Origin of the sequence: Streptosporangium sp. NPDC006007 (assembly GCF_040614315.1) — a bacterium.
GTDB lineage: Bacteria > Actinomycetota > Actinomycetes > Streptosporangiales > Streptosporangiaceae > Streptosporangium.
Genome location: NZ_JBEXUG010000054.1, coordinates 1 through 23,996, shown reverse-complemented (window position 1 = coordinate 23,996; position 23,996 = coordinate 1). Strand labels below are relative to the sequence as shown.

Genomic DNA, 23,996 nt, shown 5'->3' with positions numbered 1-23,996 from the left:
GAGGGCAGCATGATCGAGCACGGCGCGAAGACGGTGCCCCGCGCGGGGGACGGGCGGCGGGACAGGTACGTCGACTGGCTCCGCGCGATCAGCCTGACCGTGGTGGTGCTCTGGCACTGGGCGTTCACGATCCTGCGCTGGGGGGCGGACGGCCCCTCGCCGACGAGCCCGCTGGGCTTCACCTCGGGGCTATGGATCCTCACCTGGCTGTTCCAGGTGTTGCCGATCTTCTTCTACGTGGGCGGGTACGTCCACCTGCTCTCGTGGAACCGGGCCTGTGAGCGCGGGATCGGCATCGGGAGCTTCGTGTGGCGGCGCATCCGGAGCCTGTCGATCCCGACGCTGGCGCTGGCCGGGGCGTGGGTCGCGGTGGGCGGGATCGTCCGATGGGTGTTCGAGATCGACTGGATCGACCGGGTCGTGCTGCTCGTGCTCAGCCCGCTCTGGTTCATCGGCGTCTACCTCATGCTCATCGCCCTGCTCCCCGTCATGCTCTGGCTGCACCGGCGCTTCGACGTGCTGGTCCTCATCTGGCTCGGCGGCGCGGCCCTGACCGTCGACGTGCTGCGGCTGCGGTACGGCTACGAGGCCGCCGGCTGGCTCAACATGGTGCTGGTCTGGGGGCTGGCGCACCAGGCGGGATTCTTCTACGAGCGGATGGTGGCGCTGCCCCGCCGCCTGGACGTCGCCACCCTGTGGACCGGCCTGTTCGCGCTCTTCGGCCTGGTCTACTCGGGGATCTACCCGGGCTCGATGGTGGGGGTGCCCGGCGACAAGCTGTCCAACATGGCGCCGCCGACCTTCGTCATCGTGGCACTGCTGATCTTCCAGATCGGCCTGGTGGAGGTGGTGCGGCCGTTCATGGAGCGCCTGCTGGAGCGTTCCGGATGGCAGCGGGCCAACGAGACGATCAACAGGTTCGCGCTGCCGCTGTTCCTGTTCCACACCACCGGCATGGCGGTCTGGGTGGGACTGGCCTGGCTGGTGTCCGGCGGCCCGCCGGGCGCGCGGATCCCGCCCGACCTGTTCTGGTGGCTGGAGCGCCCGCTGGCCGTCGTGGGACCGCTGCTCTGCACCCTGCCGTTCCTGCTGGTCTTCGGCCGGAGACGGGTGCTCACCGGAAACGGGTCCGGGAACGCCCTCTGACCGGACGCCCCGGCGGACGGGCGTGCCACCCCTCGGCGGGCCGGGGGGTCAGTGGTCCTCCTCGGAGTCCTTGGGCACCTTGCAGCAGTACTCCAGATAGACGGCCGCGCAGATCAGGATCACGCAGGCGATGAAGGAGCCGCCGGCGATCAGGAAGTCCCGGCGGGGCACGCCGCGCTCCAGCAGGTCGGCGGTGTAGAGGGTGAACCCGGCGAAGATCCCCGCGAAGATCGCCCCCGCGTACGCGGACGCCTTGGCCAGGGCCACGAGGCGGGCCACGGCCAGCGGCTCGACCGGCTTGGTGTCGGGCCTGCGCTCGATCCTCGCCTTCGTCATCCACCCGCTGTACACCTCGCCGAGCGCGAGCAGGAACACCGTCGGGATCGCGGTCCACGGTACGGCGGGCAACGACGAGTAGAACGGGTTCAGCAGCCCCCAGGTGAGGACCGCGAACACCGCGAAGAGGCCGACGAGCACGCCGGGACGGCTCGGTCTCACTCGGGGCTCTGCAGGGTCAGGTCGGGGCGGAGCCGTACGTACTCCTGGTCCAGGCCGGAGAGCAGGTCGGCGACCGACCGCCCGCCCAGGACGGCGTCCGGGTCGGCCCGCACCCACGGCACCAGCACGAACGCGCGCTCGTGCGCCCTGGGGTGCGGCAGTGTCAGCTCGGGGTCGTCCGAGACGACGTTTCCCACACTGATCAGATCGACGTCCAGGGTGCGCGCTCCCCAGCGCTCCACCCGGACCCGGCCGAAGGCGTTCTCCACACTCTGAGCACGATCGAGGAGCATCCTGGGTTCCAGGTCGCTGCGCGCGATCACCACCACGTTGAGATAGGCCCCCTGGTCCGGACCGCCGACCGGGTCGGTCTCGTAGACCGGGGATACCGCGACGAACTCCAGCTCCCGGCTGTCGAAGAGCGAGTCGAGCGCGCCCTGGAGCGTGTCGAACCGGTCGCCCAGGTTGCTGCCGAGCGCCAGCACAACCTTCATGCCCGGCTCCGGGTGATCGTCACGATCACGTCGTCGAACGGCAGCGGGATGGGCGCGGCCGGTTTGTGCACGCTCACCTCCGCCGACAGCACCGGCTCGGGGGCGAGACAGACGTCCGCCAGGCGCTGGGCCAGCGTCTCGATCAGGTCGACCGGTTCGCCTTCGACGACCTTCACCAGGTCCTGGGCGAGCCGCCCGTAGTCCACGGTCCTGGCCAGATCGTCCTCGGCCGCCGCGGGGGCGGTGTCGAGGAAGAGCGTGACGTCGACGACGAACTCCTGGCCGAGCTCCCGCTCCGCGGCCAGCACTCCGTGCCGTCCCCGCGCCCGCAGGCCCCTCACGCTGATCCGATCCGTCACGCGGCTTCCTCCTCCTCGTCGTCGTCGCCCTGCAGCACAGGTGAACCGTGATGTAACCAGAGCCGCCATCCCTCCGCCGCCCTGACGAAGGTGTTGCTCGCCACCACCTTGCCCGCGGCGAAACTGGAGTCCCCCTCGTCGCCCGCGGTGAGAATGTTCTCCTCACAGGTGAGGACGGCGACGTCGCCCAGGACCATGACACGGACGTCGGTCAGCACAAACTGGATGTAGGGGGTGTTGGCCATGATGAGGGCCCAGGAGCGCAGCACCTCCTGACGTCCGTTCACGATCGGCCACCCCGGGTGCACGCAGCTGACCTGCTCGCCGTCGATGTCCTCGGCCCAGATCTCCGTCATCCGATCGAGGTCGGCGTTCTCGATCGCGGTGTAGAACGCCTGGTTGACCGTCTCGACGGCGGTGGTGTCGACGCTCATGATCTCGCTCTCTGGACTGCTGCGGCCACGCGGACGGCGTCCGCGTTCGGACGTACGTCGTGTACTCGCACGCACCACGCCCCCGCCGCCGCGGCAAGGGCGGTCACGGCGAGCGTGGCGTCGTCACTGCGGCCGAAGGGGCGCGGAGTGCCGTCCGGATCGGCCAGCAGGCGCCCCAGGAAACGCTTCCGCGAGGCCCCGATGATCAGCGGGTAGCCCAGCTCGGCGAGCTGGTCGACGCCCGCGAGCAGGGCCCAGTTGTGTTCGGGGTTCTTGGAGAAGCCCAACCCGGGGTCAAGCACGATCTGGTCCTCGGCGACCCCCTCGGCCAGGACGGAGGCGACCCGCTTGGACAGCTCCTCCCGCACCTCGGTGACGACGTCACCGTAGACCGCCCGGCTGTCCATCGCGTGGCTGTGGCCCCGCCAGTGCATCACCACGTACGGCACCCCGGACGCGGCCACCATCCGCGGCATCTCCGGATCCGCCAGACCGCCGCTGACGTCGTTGACCAGCTTCGCGCCGGCCTCCACGGCCGCCTGGGCGACCTCGGCCCGCATGGTGTCGACGCTGACCGTGACACCGTGGCGGCTCAGCTCCCGGATGACCGGCTCGACCCTGGCCAGCTCCTCCTCCAGCGACACCCGGGCCGCGCCCGGCCTGGTGGACTCCCCACCCACGTCGACGAGATCGGCCCCCTGTTCGACCAGGTCCAGGCCGTGCCGTACGGCCGTCGCCGGATCGAACCACCGCCCGCCGTCGGAGAAGGAGTCGGGGGTGACGTTGACCACGCCCATCACCAGGCATCGACCCTCATCGGGCATCCCCGGCACCTTCCACGTAGTCATGCGGACAAGCCTAGGCGTTGTCCGCTCTTCGCCCATATCGCGGGTCCGGCTTGTGGCATAACGAATCACCCCGTCCACCGCGAGATGGTCGGCCGTCGCTCGACGGACCGCTCAGGGGGCCTGCCGGCCATGCGTTTCCTCCACCCAGATCCTGGCGCTCCAGCGGACTCGGCCGTGGCCCCGCCGTACCCCCGCCACCCTCGATCGGGCTTGCCCGGCGGGGCTCCGCGGCCGGGACCGGCTGGTCACGAAGTATCCGGATCGGGGGGCTCGGAGCATGCCGGACCTTGGCAAGTGTGGCGATATTAGCCCGAGCGTGGGGAGGGCGGAGGGCTTTCGAACCGGGCCATAAGGCAGAAACCTTGTTCAGGCCGCCCTGACGGTCCGAACAAGGCGCTGCGGACGGCTGGGGAGAAGCCGGGGTGTTTACGTTCAAGGGCTCCGGCCCGAGAGCCCAAGCCCCGCCCCCGAGGCTCAGGGCTCAGGGCTCAGGGCTCAGGGCTCAGGGCTCAGGGCTCAGGGCTCAGGGCTCAGGGCTCAGGGCTCAGGGCTCAGGGCTCAGGGCTCAGCGAAGGATGAGGGCCATCGCCTCGGCCCGGGTCTTGTCGCTGTCACGGAAGTCGCCGCGCACCGCCGAGGTGATGGTCTTGGCGCCGGGCTTGCGAACGCCGCGCATGGTCATGCAGAGGTGCTCGCACTCGATCACCACGATGACACCCCGGGGCTCCAGCACCTTCATGAGCGCGTCGGCGATCTGGGAGGTCATCCGCTCCTGCACCTGGGGGCGCCGGGCGTACACGTCGACGAGGCGGGCGAGCTTGGAGAGCCCGGTCACCTGTCCCTTCTCGTTCGGGATGTAGCCGACGTGGGCGACGCCGTGGAAGGGAACCAGGTGGTGCTCGCAGGTCGAGTAGACCTCGATGTCCCTGACGAGCACCATCTCGTCGTGATCCACGTCGAAGACCGTGGTCAGCACGTCCTCGGGTGTCTGCCCCAGCCCGGCGAACTGCTCGGCGTAGGCGCGGGCGACACGCGCCGGGGTCTCCTGAAGGCCGTCCCGGTCGGGATCCTCACCGATCGCGATGAGGATCTCACGAACGGCCTTCTCCAGCCGGTCGGAGTCGACCTGGAGGAGCTTGACACTCACGCTTAATTACCGTCCCTGGGCACGGAGTCGGTGTGGCCGGCCCCCGCGGGGAGCGCCCCGTTGCCGGACTGCTCCTTCGGAGTCAGGATCGGCGGGCGGTCCGAGGGGAGCCGCTTGCCGTAGCCGGAGTAGGAGGGGCGCTTCTCCCTGACCACGACCGGAGCGAAGATCTCCACCACCTGCTGGCGGGAGAGGGTCTCCTTCTCCATGAGTTCGAGCACCAGGTTGTCGAGCACGTCGCGGTATTCGACGAGGATCTCCCAGGCCTGGTCGTGGCCCGCCTCGATGAGGCGGCGCACCTCCTCGTCGATCGTGGAGGCGATCTTCTCGGAGTAGTCGCGCTCGTGGCCCATCTCCCGGCCGAGGAAGACCTCGGCGTTGCCCGAACCGAACTTGCGGGCGCCGAGCTGCTCGCTCATGCCGTACTCGGTGACCATGCGGCGCGCTATGGAGGTGGCCTTCTCGATGTCGTTGGCGGCACCGGTGGTGGGCTCGTGGAAGACGAGTTCCTCCGCCGTACGGCCGCCGAGCAGCATCGCGAGCTGGTCCATCATCTCCGAGCGCGTCGCGAGGAACTTGTCCTCCATCGGCAGCGTCATCGTGTAACCGAGGGCGCGGCCACGGGACAGAATCGTGATCTTGTGAACCGGGTCGGAGTTGGGCAGCGCGTGCGCGACCAGGGCGTGACCGCCCTCGTGGTACGCGATGATCTTCTTTTCCTGGTCCGACATGACGCGGGTCTTGCGCTCCGGACCGGCCATCACGCGGTCGATGGACTCCTCAAGCATCTCCATCGTGATCAGCTTCTGGTCGGCGCGCGCGGTGAGCAGCGCGGCCTCGTTGATCACGTTGGCCAGGTCGGCGCCGGTGAAACCGGGCGTCCGGCGGGCGATGACGTCGAGCTCCACCCCTTCGGCGAACGGCTTGCCCCTGCCGTGCACCCGCAGGATGCCCTTGCGGCCCTCCAGGTCGGGACGGTCGACGGTGACCTGGCGGTCGAAGCGGCCGGGACGGAGCAGGGCCGGGTCCAGGATGTCGGGCCGGTTGGTCGCGGCGATCAGGATCACGCCGCCCTTGACGTCGAAGCCGTCCATCTCGACGAGAAGCTGGTTCAGCGTCTGCTCGCGCTCGTCGTGACCACCGCCGAGGCCGGCGCCGCGGTGGCGGCCCACCGCGTCGATCTCGTCGATGAAGATGATCGCCGGAGCGTTCGCCTTGGCCTGCTCGAACAGGTCGCGGACTCGCGAGGCGCCGACACCGACGAACATCTCGACGAAGTCGGAGCCGGAGATGGAGTAGAACGGCACACCGGCCTCACCGGCGACGGCCCTGGCGAGCAGGGTCTTGCCGGTTCCCGGCGGGCCGTACAGCAGAACGCCCTTGGGGATCTTCGCGCCGATCGCCTGGAACTTGGCCGGGGCCTGGAGGAACTCCTTGATCTCCTGGAGCTCCTCGATGGCCTCGTCGGCACCCGCGACGTCGGCGAAGGTGGTCTTGGGGGTGTCCTTGGTGATGAGCTTGGCCTTCGACTTGCCGAAGTTCATCACCCGGGAGCCGCCGCCCTGCATCTGGTTCATGATGAACAGGAAGAGCAGCACGATGATGACGATCGGCAGGAAGCTCACCAGGAGGCCGAGGAGGAAGTTCTCCTTCGGCACGTCGACGGTGTAGCCACCTGCGAGCTTGCCGTTCTTCACGGCGGTTTCGAGCCGGTCTGCGAGCTGGACGCCCTGGCCGGTCACCCACGAGGAGTAGTAGCGCTGCTTGTCGGTCAGAGTGACCTCGATGCGCTGGTCCTTGTCGATGATCTTCGCGTTGGAGACCTTGCCCTCGTCGATCCAACTAACGATCTTGGAGGTGTCTGCCTTCGTGTAGTTGCCGTCGCCGCCCCACATCGTGGTGACGAGCAGGAGCAGCACGACGATGCCCAGGATCCACAGCAGTGGCCCACGTGTAAATCGCTTGAGATCCATCCGATGCGGAACCCCGGCGGGCCCGTCCCTTCCTGACCATGGCCTGGCAACCCCGGGCGGACCCGGGGTTCGCGGTATCCCTAACCGCTCCAACTGACTACCGAGGGATGACGCGGGGGGCCATCTCCTCGGTTGTCCGAAGGTACACCGGCGCGCCGCGCAGAGTAACTGCCCGGACAGTACCGGCTTTGCCCTACCAACGTACGTCAGGTGGGCGCGTGTTCCCCTCCGCTATGACCAATGTCGTGTTCGCGGAGAGCCCGCTTCGCCCAGGGCGTACTTTTTCAACTCGCGCCGTACACATGCGAGGCGAGCGTCCCGATGAAGGGGAGATTACGATATCGCTCCGCGTAGTCGAGACCGTAACCGATCACAAACTCGTTTGGAATGTCGAAACCGATGTACTTCACGTCGATCGGCACCTTGACCGCGTCCGGTTTGCGGAGCGCGGCGCAGATCTCCACGGAGGCGGGGTTGCGCGACTTCAGGTTGTGCACCAGCCACGACAGGGTCAGCCCGGAGTCGATGACGTCCTCGACGACCAGCACGTGGCGGCCGGCGATGTCGGTGTCCAGGTCCTTCAGCACCCGCACCACACCCGAGGTCCTGGTGCCGGCCCCGTAAGACGAGACGGCCATCCAGTCCATTTCGACCGGCAGGTGCAACGCCCTGGCCAGATCGGCCATGATCATGACCGCGCCCTTCAGGACGCCCACGATCAGCAGGTCCTTGCCCGCGTAGTCCTCGTCGATCCGGCCCGCAATCTCCTTGATCTTGGTCTGGAGCTCTTCCTCCGGAATCAGGACCCGCGCGAGGTCCTTGCCCATGTCGGCTGCGTCCACCTGGGATTTTTCCTTACGAGACGGGACTTGCTGGCTGTCTGGCGAATATCAGCGTGCCATATCGGCGGACCGCTCCAACCCCCCCGGGAACCTCCACACGCCGCTGCCCGCGCCATCCGGTGACCAGACGGTCCACCTGAAGCACGTGCGACGCGGAGAGCGTACCGGGCGGCGACCCCGCCTCGATCGCCGCCCGGCGTAGTACCCGCCGCCGCACCCCCGCGGGCAACCCCTCGACCTCCGGTACGGCCAGCACCACCGCGCCGATATCGCTAAGAGCTGAATCATGGACGACGGCCCGCGCGTAGGCGGCGTCGGCCCAGCCGTCGAGGGCGTCGGCGTCGTCCCGGCACAGGGTCGCGGTCCTGGCGAGCGCCTCGGCGACACCGGGGCCGAGCTCGTCCTCCAGCGCGGGCAGCAGCCGCTCCCGGACCCTGACCCTGCTGTAGCGGGGGTCGAGGTTGTGCGGGTCGTCCCACGGACTCAGCCCGAGCCCCGCGCAGGCCGCCACGGTCGTCCGGCGGCCGAGTCCGAGCAGCGGCCTGCGATACAGCCCCGCCCTGGCCGGCATCCCCGCCAGCGACCGCGTCCCGCTCCCCCTGGCCAGCCGGAGCAGCACCGTCTCCGCCTGATCGTCCATGGTGTGCCCGAGAAGCACGGCGTCCGCCCCGAGCCGCCCCGCCGCCTCCGAGAGCGCGGCGTACCTGGCCCTCCTGGCCGCGGCCTCGGGGCCGCCCTCGGTTCCGACCGAGACGCTCAGCGCCTCGGCGGGGGCGAGGCCGAGGACGGCGGCGAGCCGTACCACGTCGGCGGCCCGCCGCGGGGAACCCTCCTGCAGGCCGTGATCGACGGTGAGCAGGCCGGCCGAGAACCCGGCACGGGGGGCCACGAACCCCGCGGCGGCGGCCAGCGCCAGGGAGTCGGCGCCGCCGCTGCAGGCGACCAGCACGAGGGAGCCCGAAGGCAGGTCGTCCAGCGCGAGCCGTACGGCACGGCGGACATCGGCGACGGCGGGAGGCGGACCCATGACCGCCATTGTCCGGTCTCCGGCCGTGCGCCCGCGCCTCCGGCCCCCGGATCAGCCGGCCGCGCCTCCGGCCTCGGGGCCGGCCGTGCCGCCGGTTTCGGGAAGGGCCGGGGTGTCGGCCTCGGGAGGGGCTTCGGCCTCGGGAAGAGCCGGGGCGCCGATCACCCTGGCGATCCAGCGCTCCGGGCCGCTGATCTCCTCCTGGGTCGGGAGGGTCTCCGGGGAGGTCCAGACCTTGTTGAAACCATCCATGCCCACCCGTTCGACCACGGTGCGGACGAAAGTGGACCCTTCAGCGTACTGCTTCATCTTGAGGTCGACGCCGAGCAGCCTGCGGACCGTGCGGTCCAGGCGGGAGCCGCCCTCACGGCGGTGGTGGAACTTGGCGCGGATCTCGGCGACCGAGGGGACCACCGAGGGGCCGACCGCGTCCATGACATAGTCGCCGTGCCCCTCGACCAGGGTCATCACCGCGGTGAGCCGGTCGAGGAACTCCTTCTGCTCGGGGGTCTGGATCGCGTCGATCAGGTTGCCCTCGCCGCCCCTGACGGCGTCGGCGACCGCGTCGGCGGCCGAGCGGAGCCGGTCCAGGAGCGTGCTGAGATCCATGTCGGAGGCGAGAAGGAACTCCGTCATCTGCGAGCGGACGTACTCCCGGAGCCAGGGCACGCCGGTGAACTGCACCCGGTGGGTCTCCTCGTGCAGGCAGACCCAGAGCCGGAAGTCGTGCGGGTCGACGTTGAGCTCCCGCTCGGCGTGGACGATGTTGGGCGCGACCAGGGTGAGACGGCCGACGGCCTCCCGGCCCGAGGGGTCGGGCGGCAGGAACAGCTCGTACTGGCCGAGGACACGGGAGGCGAGAAAGGCCAGCACCGCGCCGACCTCCACCCCGGTGATGCGCGAGCCCACCGCGGACACGATCGCCGGCGTCTGGTCCTTACGCGTGGCCATCCGCTCGGTCAGCGGCTCCAGCACCACTCGGAAGCCCTCGACATTGGCCTTGATCCAGCCGGGCCGGTCGACGATGGTCGCGGGCTGCGGCGCGGTCTCGGTGTCGATTCGGGTGAATTCCCGGACATGCCCCTCGGCCACCCGGGAGAGTCGGCGCAGTTCCGTGACCGCCCGGCGGGCCTCCTCTCGGCTCACTTGCGGCCCGGGGCGCACCAGGCGCGTTCCGGTCGCTACGGCAAGATCCCAGTCGATCACCTGCATACCGTCCACCGTACGTGGTCTCCGGTCCGTCCGCGCGGTCCGAACCTCCGGTCAGCTCGCGGCGACGGTCGCGGCGAGCCGGTCGAGGGCCGCCTCCGCCCTCCCCCAGCCCGCGGGAACGTCGTCGGCCATGAAGGCGAACGTCACCAGCCGCCCGTCTCGCGTGGTGGTCATGCCGGCCAGCGCGCTGACCCCGTCGAGGGTGCCGGTCTTGGCGCGGATCAGGCCGTGGGCGGAGTCGTTCTTACCGAACCGATGACCGAGGGTGCCGGTGAATCCGGCGACGGGCATGCCACTGATGATCGGGTGCAGGTGCGGGTTGGCCGGAGAGGCAGCCGCCGCGACCAGCCGGGCCAGCCCCGCGGGGGCGATGCGGTTCCTCGGCGACAGCCCGCTGCCGTCGAAGACCCGCACGCCGTCGGCGACCTTCAGCCGGGCCAGCACCTGCCGGACGGCCACCGCGGCGCCGTCGAAGGAGGCCGGCCGGCCCTCCTTGACGGCCACCTGCCTGGCCAGTGCCTCCGACAGGTCGTTGTCGCTGAGCGTCAGCGCCCGCTCGACCAGCGCGTAGACCGGTGCCGAGTCGACCCTGGCGAGCTCGGCGGCGTCGGCCGGGGCCTTGGCGCGGGGAGCCGATTTGGAGACCGCGACACCGTACTTCGACAGCAGCGACACGAACGCCGCGTGCGCGGCACGGGAGGGGTCGGAGACCCGGCGGCGGCTGCCCGGGGCGGCCCTGCCCTCGTCGATCATGAGTGCCGTGACGGGGGCGACGCTGCCCTCGGGCACGTAGCCGGGCTTCCAGGTCGAGGCGGTGCGCGGCCCGGTGTAGAGGCCGTCGTCGTAGGCCACGGTCACCTTGGTCACCCCCACGGCCTTGAGCGCCTTGGACGTCCGCAGGGCGAGGGTGGCCAGCGAGGCGGGCTGGGGATAGACGGGCCGAGCGGCCAGGGCGGACGACGTGGCCGCGGTCAGGGTGGGGTCGCCCCCGCCGACCAGGATGATCGAGTTCGGCGCGGAGCCGCGCACCACGCGGGTGCCGATCCTGGCGTCGGGGCCCAGGGAGGCCAGCGCGGCGACCGAGGTGGCGACCTTGGTGGTGGAGGCCGGGGTGATGCCCGTCTCCTCGCCGCTGCCGAACAGCACGGCACCCGTCTCGGCGTCGAGAACGGCTGCTCCGACTCGATCTCCCAGCGCGGGGTCCCCCAGCGCCTTGGTGAGCCGCCCGGCCAAAGTACCCTTGGCAGGGAGAGGTCCGCTCCCCCCCGCGGCCAGCACCGGACCCGCGGTGATGACCGGGGCGGGAGGCGACTCAGCCGAAGCGACCGGTTCGGGCGCCTTCTCGACCAGCACATCGCTGGTGAGCAGGTGGGCGCCGGCCGCGACGACGAACAGCTGCAGCAAGACGAGAGTGACCAAGGCCACCCACCGCTCGCGCCGCATCACGTCGCCGACCTTTCACCAATCGGTACCCAACAGGTATTACGTCTACGAGACACTAACGCCCACCCGGGTGCTCGGGGGGCTTGAGCGGAGGAACAGCGGTGGAGTTCGACGTTCTCGTTGAGATTCCCAAGGGGCAACGGAACAAGTACGAGGTGGACCACGAGTCCGGGAGGATCAGGCTCGACCGGATGCTCTTCACCTCGACGCAGTACCCCGCCGACTACGGCTTCATCGAGGACACCCTGGGCGAGGACGGAGACCCCCTCGACGCCCTGGTGCTGCTTCAGGAGCCGACCTTCCCCGGCTGCCTGATCAAGTGCCGCGCGGTCGGCATGTTCCGCATGACCGACGAGAAGGGTGGCGACGACAAGGTTCTCTGCGTCCCCGCCACGGACCCCCGGATGGAGCACATCCGCGACATCCACCACGTGGCCGAGTTCGACCGCCTGGAGATCCAGCACTTCTTCGAGGTCTACAAGGACCTGGAGCCGGGCAAGTCGGTCGAGGGCGCCAACTGGGTCGGCCGGGTCGAGGCCGAGGAGGAGATCGTGCGCTCCATCAAGCGCGCCGAGAGTCAGCAGCACTGAGCATCACGCCGGACGGGTCGCGCCGATGAGGTCCCTGCGCCACATCGGCGCGACCCGGACGACGTCCCCGGTCCGCGGGGCGTGCACCATCAGGCCCCTGCCGATATAGATCCCCACGTGCCGGATGCCGGTGTGGTTGCGGGTACGGCGGCCGAAGAACAGCAGATCACCCCGGCGCAGCCGATTGAGCCGCACGTGCCGGCCCGAGGTCCACTGGGTGCCCGTCCAGTGGCCCATCTTGACTCCGACCCGCGCCCACGCCTGCATGGTCAGCCCCGAGCAGTCATAGCTGCGGGGGCCCGCTCCCGCCCACAGGTACGGCTTGTCGATCTGGGTGAGCGCCCAGTCGGCCGCGATGTCGCCGGGCGCCGACCCGGATGACTTGTTGAGCGCCCAGGTCGGCGCGGTGTCCTTACGGGCCACGACGGCCCGCGCCCTCAGCCTCGCCATCGCGGCGGCCCGGTACCTGCCGTATCTGGCGCGGTCCCTGGCGACCCTGCTCTTCTCCTGGGCCGTCTGCCGCCGCTCGACCAGCCGGTCCGCGGCGCTCCGCGCCGCCTCGGTCTCCACCAGGAGGCGGGCCCGCTCTCCGATGAGCCGCCGGACCTCCGCCGCCTGCCTGGTCACGGCCGCCGCGGCCTGCTCGGCCGCGGCCCTCGCCACGGCCTCCGTCGTAGCCGCCGCCGCAGCCGTCGTCCCCGCCGCGACCACCTGTACGGCCGCCGCCTGATTGTCCTGGGGGGCGACCGCCACCCCCGGGCCGTCGGGGGGGACGGCCGCCCCCGGGTTGTCGTGGGAGACCGCCTGGGCCTGAGGCCCGGCCGGGGTCTCCCGCCCCTCGTCCAGCCGTCCGGAGACCACCGACTGGGACGGTTCAGCCCCCTCCAGCCCGGTCAGGGCGCCGCCCGTCCGATCGCTCGCCTTCCCGGAGGGGCCGGGGAGGTTCTCCGCGGCACCCGATCCGGCGCCGAGGCCCTCGACCCGTTTCCCGGCCTCCCCTGCCCGGACGGTCAGCTCCTCCAACCGGGTCCGGGCCTTGGCGAGCAGGGCAGTGACGACGCCCAGCTGTTTACTCCGTTCGACGGCTTTGGATCTCGCCTCCGCGACCTCGTCGGCAGACGGGCCGTTGTGACGAGGCCGGGCGTCCGCGGGAACACCAATGGTCATGACCAGGCAACAGGCCAGTCCTGTCACCAGAGCGGTGGCACGACCGGGACCTACCTCCAGAGAGTGCATATTTTCCTCTCCCGAATCAGCGCTTATCACTATGTGTCACTGCATGACAGCCTGCTTGACTCAAGATTCCCCCTGGTCACTCTTCGCACACATGTAACTCACATATTGTGATCAGTGCAGGTCGGATGGGATTTCTAACCGGTAGAAGAGGCAGCGGAAGAGGCGGGAAGAGCACCGGAGAAGAGACCGGAGAGCGCCGTGGAAACAGCGGGAAACAATGGGAAACGGTGAGCAACAACGGAGGCGCCGGATCAGCGTCAAGCGCGCGCCGGATGGACACCGAGAGGGCGCGGGAATATCGGAAAGCACGCCAAGACCACCGGAGGGCGGTGGAAAAGAGGTCTCCGCGACAAGCCGCCGGCGACGCGACAAGGCACCCGTACACACCGGGCGGAGTGGCCGATCGAGCCACGGGCGGCTCACCGGACCGGCGCCCACCCCACCGCACCGATACGGCGAGCGGCGGCACCGGCCTGACCGGCGCCGGTGAACGACGCGCGCCCCGATGAACATTCACGGTCACCGCGCCGGGCGGGTGGAGCCGGGCAGGTGGAGCGGAGGGGGCGGAAGGTCCCGGCTACCTGGGCGGGGCGGGCGTGGCCGCCGGAGCCGGTTCCTGAGGTGTGGGCTTCGAGGCCGGGGGGACCGGCCTGGAGGTCGCCGCCGTCGACTCGGGAGTGGCCGCCGGCGGAGAGGCCGTCGCTGACGGCTTCGGTGACGGCTTCGGTGACGGCTTCGGTGACGGCTTCGGTGACGGCTTCGGCCTTGGCGGCGCCGGGGCGGGTGCCGGGCCGGCCGGTGTCGGCCGGGGAGTCGTCGCGCAGTGCTGCGGGGCGGTCTCGCAGGACCGCGGGGTCGGCCTGCCCCCCTGATGCTCGTGTGACGGGTCGGGACTCTCGGATACGGCGGGCCGCTCGGGCCCGGCGGAGTCGCCGGCGCCCTGGCCCTCGGCCTGGCCCTCGCCCGGCCCCTTCCCCTGCTCCTCCTGCCCTTCCACGGCCCCGTTGCCCAGCCCGTCACCCGGCCCGTCGACCACCCCGTCGCCCGTCTTCTCCCCCGGCCCGTCCCCCGATGACCCGTCACCGGCCCCGTCACCCGTCTCATCCCCCGCCCGCCCGGTCGAGGTGAGCTCCGGGACAGGCCGCGGGCCGCTTGGACCGATCTTGGCCTCGGGTCCGGCGGCGGGGGTCGGCCCGCTCAGCCCGGCGGGGCCGACCGGATCGGTGAACGCGTCCCGGTACAGAGGGTTCAGGGACCCGGAGACGCCGTCGGGCTCGGTGGTCCAGGACGATCGGACCCCCGGCGACCTTCCGGTCACCGGGTGCACCCCCGGTCTGTCGTCGGGGGTCATCCCGTCGAGATCGCCCCCGAACTGGGTGAAGATCAGCCCGATCGCGACCGCCGCGCCGGCCGCGGCCACCGCGCCGGCCAGCGCATGAGGCCACCGACGGCTCCCGCCGGTCCTCGCGACGGGAAAGCCTGCGGCGTCGAGCGCGCCGACCCGGCGGGCGACGTAGCGCCGATAGGGGGCGAGCTCGGGGTCGGCGAAGGAGCTCATCACCCGTATCCGCAACGTCTCCGGCAGCGCCGTCGGGGGCAGCAGGCCGAAGACCTTGTCGGCGGAAACCTGCTTCGCCCGGCACGGGGAGCAGGTGTCGCAGCGGTCGACGTGCCGGATCATCCGCTCGCGCGTCTCGGGGGTGAGCTCGCCGGACGCCTCCGCCAGGATCCGGACCCGGCCCGGGCAGCCGTACGGGTCCCGGTGGGTGAGGATCTCCACGGTGACCAGGTCCCGCAGCCGCTCCCGGGCGGCCCCGTACATCGCGGCGGCCCGCTCGTCGCCGACCCCCAGCACGACCGCGAGATCGGCGGCGGCCATGCCGTGCCGGGAGGCCAGCTCAAGGACCTCCAGCTCCTCAGGGGACAGCCCCCGGACGGCGTTCCAGGCCATCGCCGTCAGCCGGGTGTCGCCGTCCCCGTCGGTCACCGCCCCCCGCGCCACCGGGTGGTCGGCGACCCGGCCCGGAACCCGCGCGTTCTGGACGACCGCCGGGCGCCGCCGTACGCACTCCCCCCGGGCGAGCGCGTACAGCCACACCCCCAGCCGGTCCGGGTCGGCGAGCGCGTCCACATGGGCCTCGGCCGCGATCAGGGTGTCTCGGAGAGCCACCTGGGCGCCGTCCGCGCCACCCGTCATGAGCAGGCAGTATCGGTAGACGCCTCCGGCGTGGGTGTCGTAGAGGGCCGCCAGGGCACCCGGATCACTCGCCCGCAGGGATTCGACCAGAACGCGGTCATTCATGTAACTGAGGGTAATGGTTTGGTAACTGCTGGTTCCAGTGGCTTCTATAGATTGACATCGAATCTATACATACTGTCAACCTTGACAGAAAACCACGCCGTGCGGCATGCAGTGATAAATCACGATGAATAGTTATTTTCCACCATCTATTGCGCTGAGCGGTCTGCCGTCCAGATCTTCGGGGATGGGAATGCCGAGCTGGGCGAAGACGGTGGCCGCCACGTCCACCTGACGGGCGTCTCGCCTGCGGACCCCGCGCGCGATCCCCGGCCCGGCGGCCAGCACGAAGACGCTGCGCTCTTCGGGGGAGTCGCCACCGTGACCTCCCTCGTCCCGGTGCCCGTGATCAGTGGTGACGATGACCGTCCACCGCTCCCCGGCGAAGGCCGGTCGCGCCCTGATGGCGCCGAACAGCCGGCCCAGATAACCGTCCACCAAATCGATCACCTCCAGGTAGGCGGTGCCGAGCACCCCCGACTGGTGCGCGACGACGTCGGTGACCTCAAGGTGCATGAAGGCGGCGTCGACCTCGCTGGTGCGGATCAGGTCGGTCATCCTGTCGACGAGGAGGGCGTCCTTGGCGCCGACCCGATAGGGCTCGTTGTGGCTCACCGCGTGCCAGTCGATCCGGGCGCCGACCGCGCCGAGTGTCACCAGAGACTGCCAGGTGGTCACGGCCGCGGTGTGCAGACTCGGATGGATCCGCTCCAGCCGGGTGAGGAAGTCGGGATATCTAAGGAACTGTCGACCCTCGAAGGAGTTGTTCCGCACGCCGTGCTTGGTCGGCGCCACCCCGGTCAGCACCGTCGCCCATCCGGGACCACTGCTGGAACGGACCTTCTTCAGCACGTCCAGGCGCCCGGTGGCGAAGGTTCCGGCCCGCATCAGCTGCCGGAGGTTCGGCGCCTCCGCGGCGAGGATCCGATCGTGGCGCAGCCCGTCGAGCCCGACGACCAGCACCTTCGGGCGAGGGGGCAGGTCCAGGCCCGGCACGGGAGCCGGGGTGAGCGTCACCGACACGAACGGGGGCAGCGGGGGAGCGGAGATCGGCGCGCTGCTGGGCATCGGCCGCCCGACGGCGTCCGGGGCACCCCGGACATCGCCGCAGCCGCCCGCGAACAGGACAGTCGCCAGCAGCGCAGCCGACAGCAGAGCCGACAGTACGGCCGGCGGCACGCCCGGGGGGACGGGCCCTGGGAGGGGCGGCGGGGCGGGCGGAATTCTCGGCGGCATCCGAGGCCGGCCCGTCAGCTCCAGGCGGCGGGCACGGCCGGCCCGCCACGCCGTACGGCACGCACCGGGGAAACGGTCACGGCCGGGCATCCCCGGCGGAGGCGGCATACCTGCCCCGGTCCTTGAGGAACGCGGCCGTCGTGGGCTTGACCATGCGCGTCGGGAGGCTGCCGCCCAGGGCCAGCTGCTCATAGGGACGGCTGCTCGACCCCCAGGTGCGCGCGGTCAGCTCGGCCTTGGCGATCTTTCCGGTGTCCGCCACGCTCTCGATGTTCATGATGAAGCGCCGGGTGTCCTTGGGGCGGACGTCGTCCACGAACGTGCTCCCACCTCCGAGCAGTTTGCCCTGCTTGTCCCGTAGCAGAGCGGTGACCGCCAGGCTGCCGGCCGGCAGCCGGTACGGCGAGCTCACGTATCCGACGACGAGATAACCGTCGTTCCTGCGCACGGTCATCACGTCGGAGATGGGAAACGGCTGAAAGGCCGAGACGATCCGCGCCGCCTGCCGCCACTCGGCGGGCCGATAGTCGATGCTCACCTGGGACGGCTTCTCCGAGGCGACCACCTCGCCGCTGAAGGGGAGCGAACCCGCGGGCGGCACCGCGTCCAGCGGCTGCTCCAGCCGGACGACCTCCTTGCCCGCGGCGTCCTTGGCGATCACCGTGGCCACCACGTGCTCGCCGAAGTGCCACGGATTGCTGTTGGTGAGCACGCCGGCCCAGTTCACCACGTACCCGCCGTCCTTCTTGAGGATGGACGAGACCTGTTCGGCGACCGCGAGCGGCCGGAGCGGGGCCGCCTGCTCCTCGGAGCTGGAGCAGCCGACCAGGAGCAGCAGAGCCAGAGCGCTGACGATTCGGGTACTGTGCGTCACCTAGTCGTCATAACCCGTGAACGTGCCCCTCTCCACCGGACACGCTCAGGTCGGGCAAATTCTTTAACACGGCGGTCTCGGGGGGCAATGCGCCACCATGTAGGTGATCATGAGTCATGGCGGTGCCCGCGCGAGACCACGGCTTCACCGTAATCGCGCCACACGGGGTCGCGGCGGCGTCGGCCGGATTCCCCGCCGCGCCCGTTGATCCAGATGAGAACCGCCGCGAGGAGGACGAGTGCCGCGGCGATCAGCGGAAGAGAGGCCGCGCCGAACGTGGTCGGTCCGACGGCGCCGACGGCGCCGGACAGCCCAGGGCGCTGCCGACGACGGTGCCCAGCGGCGCTCCCAGGGCCATTGACCAGGTGATCCCAGCTCGCGCGCCCGCACTCCTTCTCCCCCGCGAGAACGACCACCGTCGCGTTCGCGCTTGAGGTGCAGAGCGCGGCGCCTCCCGCGGCGAGGACCCGGGGCGCCGGCACCAGCGCGTCGGAGTGCCGGCGCGAAAGGGCCTCTCGGGTCTCTAACGCGGGCGGACCACCCGCGTCTCGTCCCAGACGGGTTCGGAGGACTCGTAGACCCTCCCGTCGGAACCGAAGACCAGATAGCGATCGAAGTCGTCGGCGAACCAACGGTCGTGGGTGACCGCGACCACGGTCCCGTCGAAGGCGTTCAGCCCCTCCTGCAGCGCCTCCGCGCTGGCCAGGTCGAGGTTGTCGGTCGGCTCGTCCAGCAGCAGCAACGTGGTGCCGGACAGTTCGAGCAGCAGGATCTGCAGCCGCGCCTGCTGGCCACCGGAGAGCGTCTCGAACCGCTGCTCGGCGACGTTCCCGGCCAGCTCGTAGCGGGACAGCGCCTTCATCGCCTCGTTCTTCAGGCGGGCGTGCTCGGTCATGACGATCTCGCAGGGCGACCGGCCGATGAGCTCAGGACGGGTGTGGGTCTGCGCGAAGTGCCCCGGGACGACCCGGGAACCGAGCCTGGCCACGCCGGTGTGCCTGACACCCTCCCCGGCGACAAGGCGGAGAAAGTGCGACTTGCCCGAGCCGTTGGAGCCCAGCACCGCGACCCGCTCGCCGTACCAGATCTCCAGGTCGAACGGCTTCATCAGGCCGGTCAGCTCCAGCTCCTCACAGATCACCGCCCGCTTGGCCGTCCGGCCGCCGCGCAGTCGCATGCTGATGAACTGCTCCCTGGGCGCCGCCTCCGGCGGTCCGGCCTCCTCGAACCTGCGCAACCGCGTCTGGGCCGCGTGATAGGCCGCGGCCATGGTGTCCATGTACTTCGCCTTCTGCTTGAGCATGGCCACCAGGCGCTTGAGCTTGGCGTGCTCCTCGTCCCAGCGTTTCTTCAACTCGTCGAGCCGCTCGTTACGCTCCCGGCGGGCCTGGGCATAGGTGGTGAACCCCCCGCCGTGCACCCAGATGTTGCCCGACTCGACGGTGACGATCCGATCGGCCGCGTTGGCCAGAAGCCGCCGGTCATGGCTGACCAAAACCACCGTCTTGGGCGTCTCGCGGAGCGCCTGCTCCAGCCAGAGCTTGCCCGGGACGTCCAGATAGTTGTCCGGCTCGTCCAGCAACAGCGTCTGGTCCGGCCCCCGCAGCAGCGCCTCCAGCACCAGCCGCTTCTGCTCACCACCCGACAGAGTGTTGACCTCGCGATACTTGCAGTCGTCGTACGGAATGCCGAGCGCGGCCATCGCGCAGGTGTCCCAGAGCACCTCGATGTCGTAGCCGCCCGCATCGGTGTAGTCCGTGATGGCCTGCGCGTAGCGCATCTGGGCCTTCTCGTCCTCGCGCTCCATCATCACGAGCTCGGCGGCGTCGAGCCGCTCGGCCGCCTGCCGTACGCGCTGGGGGGCGACACTGACCAGCAGATCGTGCACGGTCCGCCCATCGCGGATGCTGCCGATGAACTGGCGCATGACCCCAAGCCCGCCGGAGCTCGCGACACTCCCCTCGACCGGCTGCAGATCCCCCGCGATCAGCCGCATCAGCGTCGTCTTGCCGGCCCCGTTGGGCCCGACGAGCGCCGCCTTGACCCCTTCACCGATCCGGAAGGACACGTCGTTCAGCAACGGCCGCCCATCCGGCAAAACATATGTCAGATGCCCGACCTCAACGTGCCCCACGACAAACCCCTCCTACGGTCCTCGCGTAGGGTACCCGCCCGTTTTCGCGACGGGCATCTCAATTTCCCGGGCTCTCGCACGACGCGCACCGCACCGGCTCGAAACTCCGGATCAAAACCGCGTCTGGTCTCCCCCGGCCTCCCCCTTAGGCCAGAACTCCACGATCCGAAGGAAGGGCCATCCCCTCGCCCCGCCCCGCCCCGCCCCAGAAAAATGGACGCAGGCAAGACCGGCCCCGGGTCAACCCATCCCGGGATCGATCGGGCCTCATCCCGGACGACCTCGAACCCCGGAGTCGGAGACGCTCACCCCGGACGACCTCGAACCCCGGGATCAGAGATCCTCATCCCGGATGACGTCGAGATCCAGGAAGCGGGGCGCCCCGTCGCACAGGTCCCGCATGCGCCGGGCCAGCACCTCGGTCTCCGGCATGCCACTGTTGCGCATCGCCTCCTCGTAGGACGGGAACTCGACGATGGCGACGTAGTGGTGGGGACGCGCGTGATCACGAGTGAGAGTCGTGTGCGTGACCGTGTGCTCGTTCTCGGTCGTGTCCCGCCATTCGTCCATCGCCCGCTGGATCTCCTGCTCGTGGGTGGTGTCGAATTCGATGACCTGCACGAAGCTCATGGGTTCCCCCTCTCCTCGAACCCGCTACTAATCGACTCCACCCCCGCCCCCAGACCCGGGCAAGCACGATTGAGTCAAAACGCCCCCGTCTTTCCATGACCCGTCTCCCCCGTACTTCCCGGCCCCCTCACCTCCGCCCCCCGACCACGCCTCGCCGTACCGCCCCCACCCCAGAGATCCCCTCCTCTCGGATAGGCGGTAGGCCCCCGGTCCACACGCCGGATCCCCCAAGCCCCCCGAAGCCGGATCCGGAACCGGTTCGAGGCACCGCTCGCAACTCGCCATGACTGCTTACACGGCGCGAGGCCGTAGCTCAACGTATAGAGCATCTGACTACGGATTAAAGAATAATTAGCCGCATACGAACCGCAGATCAGCAGGAAACGCGGTATCCGCATACCTCAAGAATCAGATGGTTTAATTTCCTGCATTATCTTCGCAGCTCAACCCCCGTCCCGCGCTTCGCGGCCGGGGGCTTCGTTATGACCGCCACTCCTCCTCCAGCTCCGGGCCGACGAAACTCCTCAGGGCGTGACGCGTGTAGACGAGTCCCCTCTCCCGCAGGCCGGCGAACGCCTTGCGCGCGGTGACTTCGGCGACGCCGAATTCCTCCATAAACGCGCACTCGGTCAGCATCCGTCCGGGCGGGTATTCACCGGACTCGATGCGGCGCTTGATGATGGTGACGATCTGCCGCCATCTGGAGAGGTCGTCACGCCATTCGATCATGAAACGACTTCTGGCTCGTCGACGACATCGACGTGATCGTCGGCTACTTCGACGCCGTTGGGCGCCCGTCCGGCCGGGAACTCATCACCGACCCCGACGTCGTGGCCGGCTGCGTCCGGGTACGGGACCTGCTGTGGGGGCTGGGGATCTCGCACGGCGACTACCGGCCGCCCGTGGCCTGACCTGTGTCCGGTCAGGTTCAGCAGGCCCGCCAAGGGGCCGGCGCCCGCCTGCGGGAGATCCGTAAGGACGCGCGCCTGTCCGGGCGGGCGCTCGCCGCCCTGGCCGGCCGGCACCCCTCCAAGGTGACCCGCGTCGAGCTGGGCACCCGTAACGCCCCCGAAGACGACCTGCGGGTCTGGTGCCGGCAGTGCGGCGCCGACGACCAGCTCGCCGACCTGATCGCCACCGTGCGCGGTATCGAGTCGGCGTACGTGGAGTGGCGGCGCCAGCTCCGCACCGGCCTGCGGCGCCGTCAGGAGGCGTCCACGCCGCTGTATGAGCAGGCGCGGGTGCTGCGGATCTACCAGCCCGGGGTTCCGCCCGCCCTTTTGCGGACCGCCGGTTACGCTGCCGCGGTTCTGCGGTCCCGGCAGCGGTTCCGGGACCTGCCCGATGATGTGGAGCAGGCGGTCGCGGCACGGAGTTCGTCGTGCGCTCCGCTCCGCCCGGGGGGCGACGAATCGGGTAACGCCCCTTAGGTCTTCAACCGGCGCCGGCCGGTGCGGCGCCCTGCCCCTTCGGGGGCAGGGCGTTTTGCTGCGCGGGGACTAGACATCACGCGCTCGGAGCGGAGTAGCGGTCGCGCTACCCCGGAGTGCCCCAGCAAGAGGTCTCGCTGTACGGGTCAGGCCGGCGCGGGCTCGGATGCGCCGGTGTTTCCGAGATACTGCGTGAAAATTGTAGGTACGGTGGGGGGCCTTCTCGTCTCACCAGCGGCGCAGGCGGTAGCTCGTCTGATACCCGAACGGATTGCACACGCGGTTCTCTGCAATCATTTCCGAGTACGTCCAGCCCGAGGGGATGGTGCAGGCCCACAGACCGTCACGCGGGTTCTCGACGAGGTAGAGGAACGCGTAGCCGGTCGGGTTGCACTGGTTCAAGACCCAATCTCTTTTGACATAGGTCTTTCCGGACGGAACCGAACATGCCCAAATGCGATTCATCTCGACATCAGATGATTGGGCGGTGGCGGGACTGGCGATGCCGCCAAGGAACATCGTCAGTCCGGCGGCGATGGCCAACATCTTTCGCGTAACGGTCACGGCGAATTCCGTTCTCTTTGGACTTATGGACCGGTAATGATGTGTCCGGACGAAGAAGGATTACTGAAGCCATGGACTCGGCGCCATCGCCGACCGGGACGCCGGAGGTAATACGATCATGAATCGGCGGCTCTCGCGCTCGGACGCCCCGCCCCATGGCAACGCCTTCTCGCATGCCTTCCCACCCTCAGGACATCCGGGCGTGTCGGCCGATTTTGGATGTGTTCTTTGAACAGATTCCCTTTGACCTCCTGAGATATCTTGACGCGGAAGCCGCACGACGCGACCAGTCCGCCTGCCAGGCGTCGGCGTGCACGACGAAAGACGTCCGGAACTCTACAGAGAAGCCTGCCCGCCGAGGTGGAGGAAGGTCGCTAACGCAAGCATCATCTACCGAATCTCGGGGTTTGGGAATAGGAAACGGGGGTCGTCTATATTTTTCGCACCTTAATCCTTTGGGGCCCAAGCGCCAATATTCAATCCTTGGCGGATTTAATGATGGAAACTTTCCTCCGAATCCCTGACGACACGTATCTGACAGGTAACCCCTGCGCAGGATTCGGACGTCGCCGGGGCCTTTCATGCGCAAACCATCCCTATCACCCGATGCCGGCAGTCAGAAACGGTTCCCCGGGGCATGAAACCGGTACTGGCCTCGGACGCGAAAAGAGCCCCGGCCGAAACCGGCGCTCCACCCCAAGCCCAGGCGATGGCCTCCTGCCCCCCACCGCGAGCTCGGCGTCGACGAGCCCCTCTCACGCCGCCAAGGTCAAGCTGAGCCCGCCGTCGGCGATGTCCTCAGCCCGCAGGCGCAGGCGGCCGACGAGCCGCTCCAGCTTCCTCAGCTCCCCCATCGTCAGCTAGCTCTTCGCGACGTCCCGGTCCCGCTTGGCCGGCTCCAGTTTGCCGGTTTCCCGGCCGGACCAGTGGCAGATCTGACGGGCGTTCTTGATCTCGGCGGCGCTCATGCCGGTGACGTGCCGGTAGAGCCGGTTCTGCATGGTGGCGAAGAACAGCGCGCCGGCCTTGCTGCCGGGGACGTAGTCGGTGGCGCTCTCCACCATCATGTCGCGGAAGATCTTGTAGTCGGTCATCCCCCGCGCCCGGGCGAGCGCGGTCCGGTGGAGTTCCTCAACGGTCAGGGCGCCGAGCTCGGCCTCCCGGGTGCGGACCGCGAAGTAGACCCGGGCGCGGTTGACGGTGTTCCTTGGCGTCGTCGCCGGCCATCGCCGCGAGGTAGGCGCCGAACCGGGTGAGCTCATGGCCTCCTCTGGCCAGGTCACCTAGGTTACCGAGCTGCGTAACCTAGGTGGCCTGCACAAACGCCTTATCGGCTGCCGCCTGCCCCATGACGATGACCAGAGATGCCTTGGCCTTCTCGATCACCTCGGCGAACGTCTGCCACCGCGCGTAGTCCATGTACGGCCGCATCTCGCGGCCGAGCCAGTACTCGCGTCCCTAGTGCTGTGACCGGAAACGATCACTGGGTTGGGTGAGCGTCTCAAGCTGCCGGTGCGAGGGGCCTGCCGCCCCAGCGGATGCCCTTCTCACTTCGGACACGGGCGCGTTCGCGGCGCTGG

Annotated in this window: 23 protein-coding genes and 1 pseudogene; 4 read left to right on the top strand and 20 right to left on the bottom strand. The window is 69.5% G+C overall.

Annotated elements, in window-relative coordinates:
• Positions 1 to 9: 9 nt before the first annotated feature.
• On the top strand, positions 10 to 1,146 hold the full coding sequence (locus tag ABZ194_RS27530; RefSeq protein ID WP_355599923.1) for an acyltransferase: 1,137 nt from the start codon (positions 10 to 12) through the stop codon (positions 1,144 to 1,146).
• Between the two features lie 48 nt (positions 1,147 to 1,194).
• Here the strand turns inward: ABZ194_RS27530 and ABZ194_RS27525 are convergent, their stop codons facing one another.
• The 11 genes from ABZ194_RS27525 to dacB all read right to left on the bottom strand — a co-directional run bounded on the left by ABZ194_RS27525 (position 1,195) and on the right by dacB (position 11,384).
• Positions 1,195 to 1,644, bottom strand: coding sequence for a DUF3180 domain-containing protein (locus tag ABZ194_RS27525; RefSeq protein ID WP_355599922.1), 450 nt, complete (start codon positions 1,642 to 1,644; stop codon positions 1,195 to 1,197).
• A complete protein-coding gene (folK, locus tag ABZ194_RS27520; protein ID WP_355599921.1) occupies positions 1,641 to 2,138 on the bottom strand; it encodes a 2-amino-4-hydroxy-6-hydroxymethyldihydropteridine diphosphokinase in 498 nt (165 codons plus the stop codon). The genes ABZ194_RS27525 and folK overlap by 4 nt, the downstream gene beginning before the upstream one ends.
• A complete protein-coding gene (gene folB, locus ABZ194_RS27515; protein ID WP_355599920.1) occupies positions 2,135 to 2,497 on the bottom strand; it encodes a dihydroneopterin aldolase in 363 nt (120 codons plus the stop codon). The genes folK and folB overlap by 4 nt, the downstream gene beginning before the upstream one ends.
• Positions 2,494 to 2,931: a nuclear transport factor 2 family protein gene (locus ABZ194_RS27510; protein ID WP_355599919.1), complete on the bottom strand. Its 438-nt coding sequence runs from the start codon at positions 2,929 to 2,931 to the stop codon at positions 2,494 to 2,496. Before ABZ194_RS27510 ends, folB begins: the two co-directional genes overlap by 4 nt.
• Entirely contained in the window at positions 2,928 to 3,779 is an 852-nt protein-coding gene (gene folP, locus ABZ194_RS27505) for a dihydropteroate synthase (protein ID WP_355599918.1), read from the bottom strand. Before folP ends, ABZ194_RS27510 begins: the two co-directional genes overlap by 4 nt.
• 565 nt (positions 3,780 to 4,344) lie before the next feature.
• Positions 4,345 to 4,926, bottom strand: coding sequence for a GTP cyclohydrolase I FolE (gene folE, locus ABZ194_RS27500; RefSeq protein ID WP_355599917.1), 582 nt, complete (start codon positions 4,924 to 4,926; stop codon positions 4,345 to 4,347).
• Between the two features lie 2 nt (positions 4,927 to 4,928).
• On the bottom strand, positions 4,929 to 6,899 hold the full coding sequence (gene ftsH, locus ABZ194_RS27495) for an ATP-dependent zinc metalloprotease FtsH (protein WP_355599916.1): 1,971 nt from the start codon (positions 6,897 to 6,899) through the stop codon (positions 4,929 to 4,931).
• A 284-nt stretch (positions 6,900 to 7,183) separates the two neighbouring features.
• A complete protein-coding gene (gene hpt / locus ABZ194_RS27490) occupies positions 7,184 to 7,741 on the bottom strand; it encodes a hypoxanthine phosphoribosyltransferase (protein WP_355599915.1) in 558 nt (185 codons plus the stop codon).
• A 13-nt stretch (positions 7,742 to 7,754) separates the two neighbouring features.
• Positions 7,755 to 8,777: a tRNA lysidine(34) synthetase TilS gene (gene tilS / locus ABZ194_RS27485; RefSeq protein ID WP_355599914.1), complete on the bottom strand. Its 1,023-nt coding sequence runs from the start codon at positions 8,775 to 8,777 to the stop codon at positions 7,755 to 7,757.
• A 42-nt stretch (positions 8,778 to 8,819) separates the two neighbouring features.
• The gene (locus tag ABZ194_RS27480; protein ID WP_355599913.1) at positions 8,820 to 9,980 is read right to left on the bottom strand and encodes a zinc-dependent metalloprotease; all 1,161 of its coding nucleotides are present in this window, start codon (positions 9,978 to 9,980) and stop codon (positions 8,820 to 8,822) included.
• A 51-nt stretch (positions 9,981 to 10,031) separates the two neighbouring features.
• Positions 10,032 to 11,384 (bottom strand): D-alanyl-D-alanine carboxypeptidase/D-alanyl-D-alanine-endopeptidase, encoded by a 1,353-nt coding sequence (gene dacB, locus ABZ194_RS27475; RefSeq protein ID WP_355599912.1) that lies wholly within the window; start codon positions 11,382 to 11,384, stop codon positions 10,032 to 10,034.
• 140 nt (positions 11,385 to 11,524) lie between these two features.
• Between dacB and ABZ194_RS27470 the strand changes: the two genes are divergently transcribed.
• Positions 11,525 to 12,013 carry an inorganic diphosphatase gene (locus tag ABZ194_RS27470; RefSeq protein WP_355599911.1) on the top strand — a complete coding sequence of 163 codons (489 nt, stop codon included), beginning with the start codon at positions 11,525 to 11,527 and terminating at the stop codon, positions 12,011 to 12,013.
• A 3-nt stretch (positions 12,014 to 12,016) separates the two neighbouring features.
• On the opposite strand, the gene ABZ194_RS27465 is transcribed toward ABZ194_RS27470, so the two are convergent.
• From ABZ194_RS27465 to ABZ194_RS27435, 7 genes are all read right to left on the bottom strand, one after another.
• Positions 12,017 to 13,249: a C40 family peptidase gene (locus ABZ194_RS27465; RefSeq protein WP_355599910.1), complete on the bottom strand. Its 1,233-nt coding sequence runs from the start codon at positions 13,247 to 13,249 to the stop codon at positions 12,017 to 12,019.
• Between the two features lie 577 nt (positions 13,250 to 13,826).
• Positions 13,827 to 15,551: a sigma-70 family RNA polymerase sigma factor gene (locus tag ABZ194_RS27460; protein WP_355599909.1), complete on the bottom strand. Its 1,725-nt coding sequence runs from the start codon at positions 15,549 to 15,551 to the stop codon at positions 13,827 to 13,829.
• A gap of 132 nt (positions 15,552 to 15,683) precedes the next feature.
• Entirely contained in the window at positions 15,684 to 16,727 is a 1,044-nt protein-coding gene (locus ABZ194_RS27455) for an alkaline phosphatase family protein (protein WP_355599908.1), read from the bottom strand.
• Positions 16,728 to 16,860: 133 nt separating this feature from the next.
• On the bottom strand, positions 16,861 to 17,658 hold the full coding sequence (locus ABZ194_RS27450; protein ID WP_355599907.1) for a hypothetical protein: 798 nt from the start codon (positions 17,656 to 17,658) through the stop codon (positions 16,861 to 16,863).
• Positions 17,659 to 18,181: 523 nt separating this feature from the next.
• Positions 18,182 to 19,792: an ATP-binding cassette domain-containing protein gene (locus ABZ194_RS27445; RefSeq protein WP_355599906.1), complete on the bottom strand. Its 1,611-nt coding sequence runs from the start codon at positions 19,790 to 19,792 to the stop codon at positions 18,182 to 18,184.
• 333 nt (positions 19,793 to 20,125) lie between these two features.
• Positions 20,126 to 20,422 carry a hypothetical protein gene (locus ABZ194_RS27440; RefSeq protein ID WP_355599905.1) on the bottom strand — a complete coding sequence of 99 codons (297 nt, stop codon included), beginning with the start codon at positions 20,420 to 20,422 and terminating at the stop codon, positions 20,126 to 20,128.
• A gap of 480 nt (positions 20,423 to 20,902) precedes the next feature.
• The gene (locus tag ABZ194_RS27435; RefSeq protein WP_355599904.1) at positions 20,903 to 21,151 is read right to left on the bottom strand and encodes a winged helix-turn-helix domain-containing protein; all 249 of its coding nucleotides are present in this window, start codon (positions 21,149 to 21,151) and stop codon (positions 20,903 to 20,905) included.
• Positions 21,152 to 21,165: 14 nt separating this feature from the next.
• Between ABZ194_RS27435 and ABZ194_RS27430 the strand changes: the two are divergent.
• Both ABZ194_RS27430 and ABZ194_RS27425 read left to right on the top strand, forming a co-directional pair.
• A pseudogene (locus ABZ194_RS27430) lies at positions 21,166 to 21,333 on the top strand (DUF6879 family protein); the annotation flags it as partial.
• Positions 21,334 to 21,336: 3 nt separating this feature from the next.
• Positions 21,337 to 21,852: a Scr1 family TA system antitoxin-like transcriptional regulator gene (locus tag ABZ194_RS27425; RefSeq protein ID WP_355599903.1), complete on the top strand. Its 516-nt coding sequence runs from the start codon at positions 21,337 to 21,339 to the stop codon at positions 21,850 to 21,852.
• Between the two features lie 228 nt (positions 21,853 to 22,080).
• Here the strand turns inward: ABZ194_RS27425 and ABZ194_RS27420 are convergent, their stop codons facing one another.
• Together ABZ194_RS27420 and ABZ194_RS27415 are read right to left on the bottom strand one after the other, a co-directional pair.
• Positions 22,081 to 22,398 carry a hypothetical protein gene (locus tag ABZ194_RS27420; protein WP_355599902.1) on the bottom strand — a complete coding sequence of 106 codons (318 nt, stop codon included), beginning with the start codon at positions 22,396 to 22,398 and terminating at the stop codon, positions 22,081 to 22,083.
• Between the two features lie 878 nt (positions 22,399 to 23,276).
• The gene (locus ABZ194_RS27415; protein ID WP_355599901.1) at positions 23,277 to 23,678 is read right to left on the bottom strand and encodes a hypothetical protein; all 402 of its coding nucleotides are present in this window, start codon (positions 23,676 to 23,678) and stop codon (positions 23,277 to 23,279) included.
• Positions 23,679 to 23,996 lie beyond the last annotated feature (318 nt).

What these genes read in the sequence shown, in the direction of transcription:
- ABZ194_RS27530 (WP_355599923.1), top strand. Translation starts at nt 10, where the DNA reads ATGATCGAGCACGGCGCGAAGACGGTGCCCCGCGCGGGGGACGGGCGG.
- folK (WP_355599921.1), bottom strand. Translation starts at nt 2,138, where the DNA reads ATGAAGGTTGTGCTGGCGCTCGGCAGCAACCTGGGCGACCGGTTCGAC.
- ABZ194_RS27510 (WP_355599919.1), bottom strand. Translation starts at nt 2,931, where the DNA reads ATGAGCGTCGACACCACCGCCGTCGAGACGGTCAACCAGGCGTTCTAC.
- folP (WP_355599918.1), bottom strand. Translation starts at nt 3,779, where the DNA reads ATGACTACGTGGAAGGTGCCGGGGATGCCCGATGAGGGTCGATGCCTG.
- ftsH (WP_355599916.1), bottom strand. Translation starts at nt 6,899, where the DNA reads ATGGATCTCAAGCGATTTACACGTGGGCCACTGCTGTGGATCCTGGGC.
- tilS (WP_355599914.1), bottom strand. Translation starts at nt 8,777, where the DNA reads ATGGCGGTCATGGGTCCGCCTCCCGCCGTCGCCGATGTCCGCCGTGCC.
- ABZ194_RS27480 (WP_355599913.1), bottom strand. Translation starts at nt 9,980, where the DNA reads ATGCAGGTGATCGACTGGGATCTTGCCGTAGCGACCGGAACGCGCCTG.
- ABZ194_RS27465 (WP_355599910.1), bottom strand. Translation starts at nt 13,249, where the DNA reads ATGCACTCTCTGGAGGTAGGTCCCGGTCGTGCCACCGCTCTGGTGACA.
- ABZ194_RS27460 (WP_355599909.1), bottom strand. Translation starts at nt 15,551, where the DNA reads ATGAATGACCGCGTTCTGGTCGAATCCCTGCGGGCGAGTGATCCGGGT.
- ABZ194_RS27440 (WP_355599905.1), bottom strand. Translation starts at nt 20,422, where the DNA reads ATGAGCTTCGTGCAGGTCATCGAATTCGACACCACCCACGAGCAGGAG.
- ABZ194_RS27435 (WP_355599904.1), bottom strand. Translation starts at nt 21,151, where the DNA reads ATGATCGAATGGCGTGACGACCTCTCCAGATGGCGGCAGATCGTCACC.
- ABZ194_RS27420 (WP_355599902.1), bottom strand. Translation starts at nt 22,398, where the DNA reads ATGTTGGCCATCGCCGCCGGACTGACGATGTTCCTTGGCGGCATCGCC.
- ABZ194_RS27415 (WP_355599901.1), bottom strand. Translation starts at nt 23,678, where the DNA reads ATGAGCTCACCCGGTTCGGCGCCTACCTCGCGGCGATGGCCGGCGACG.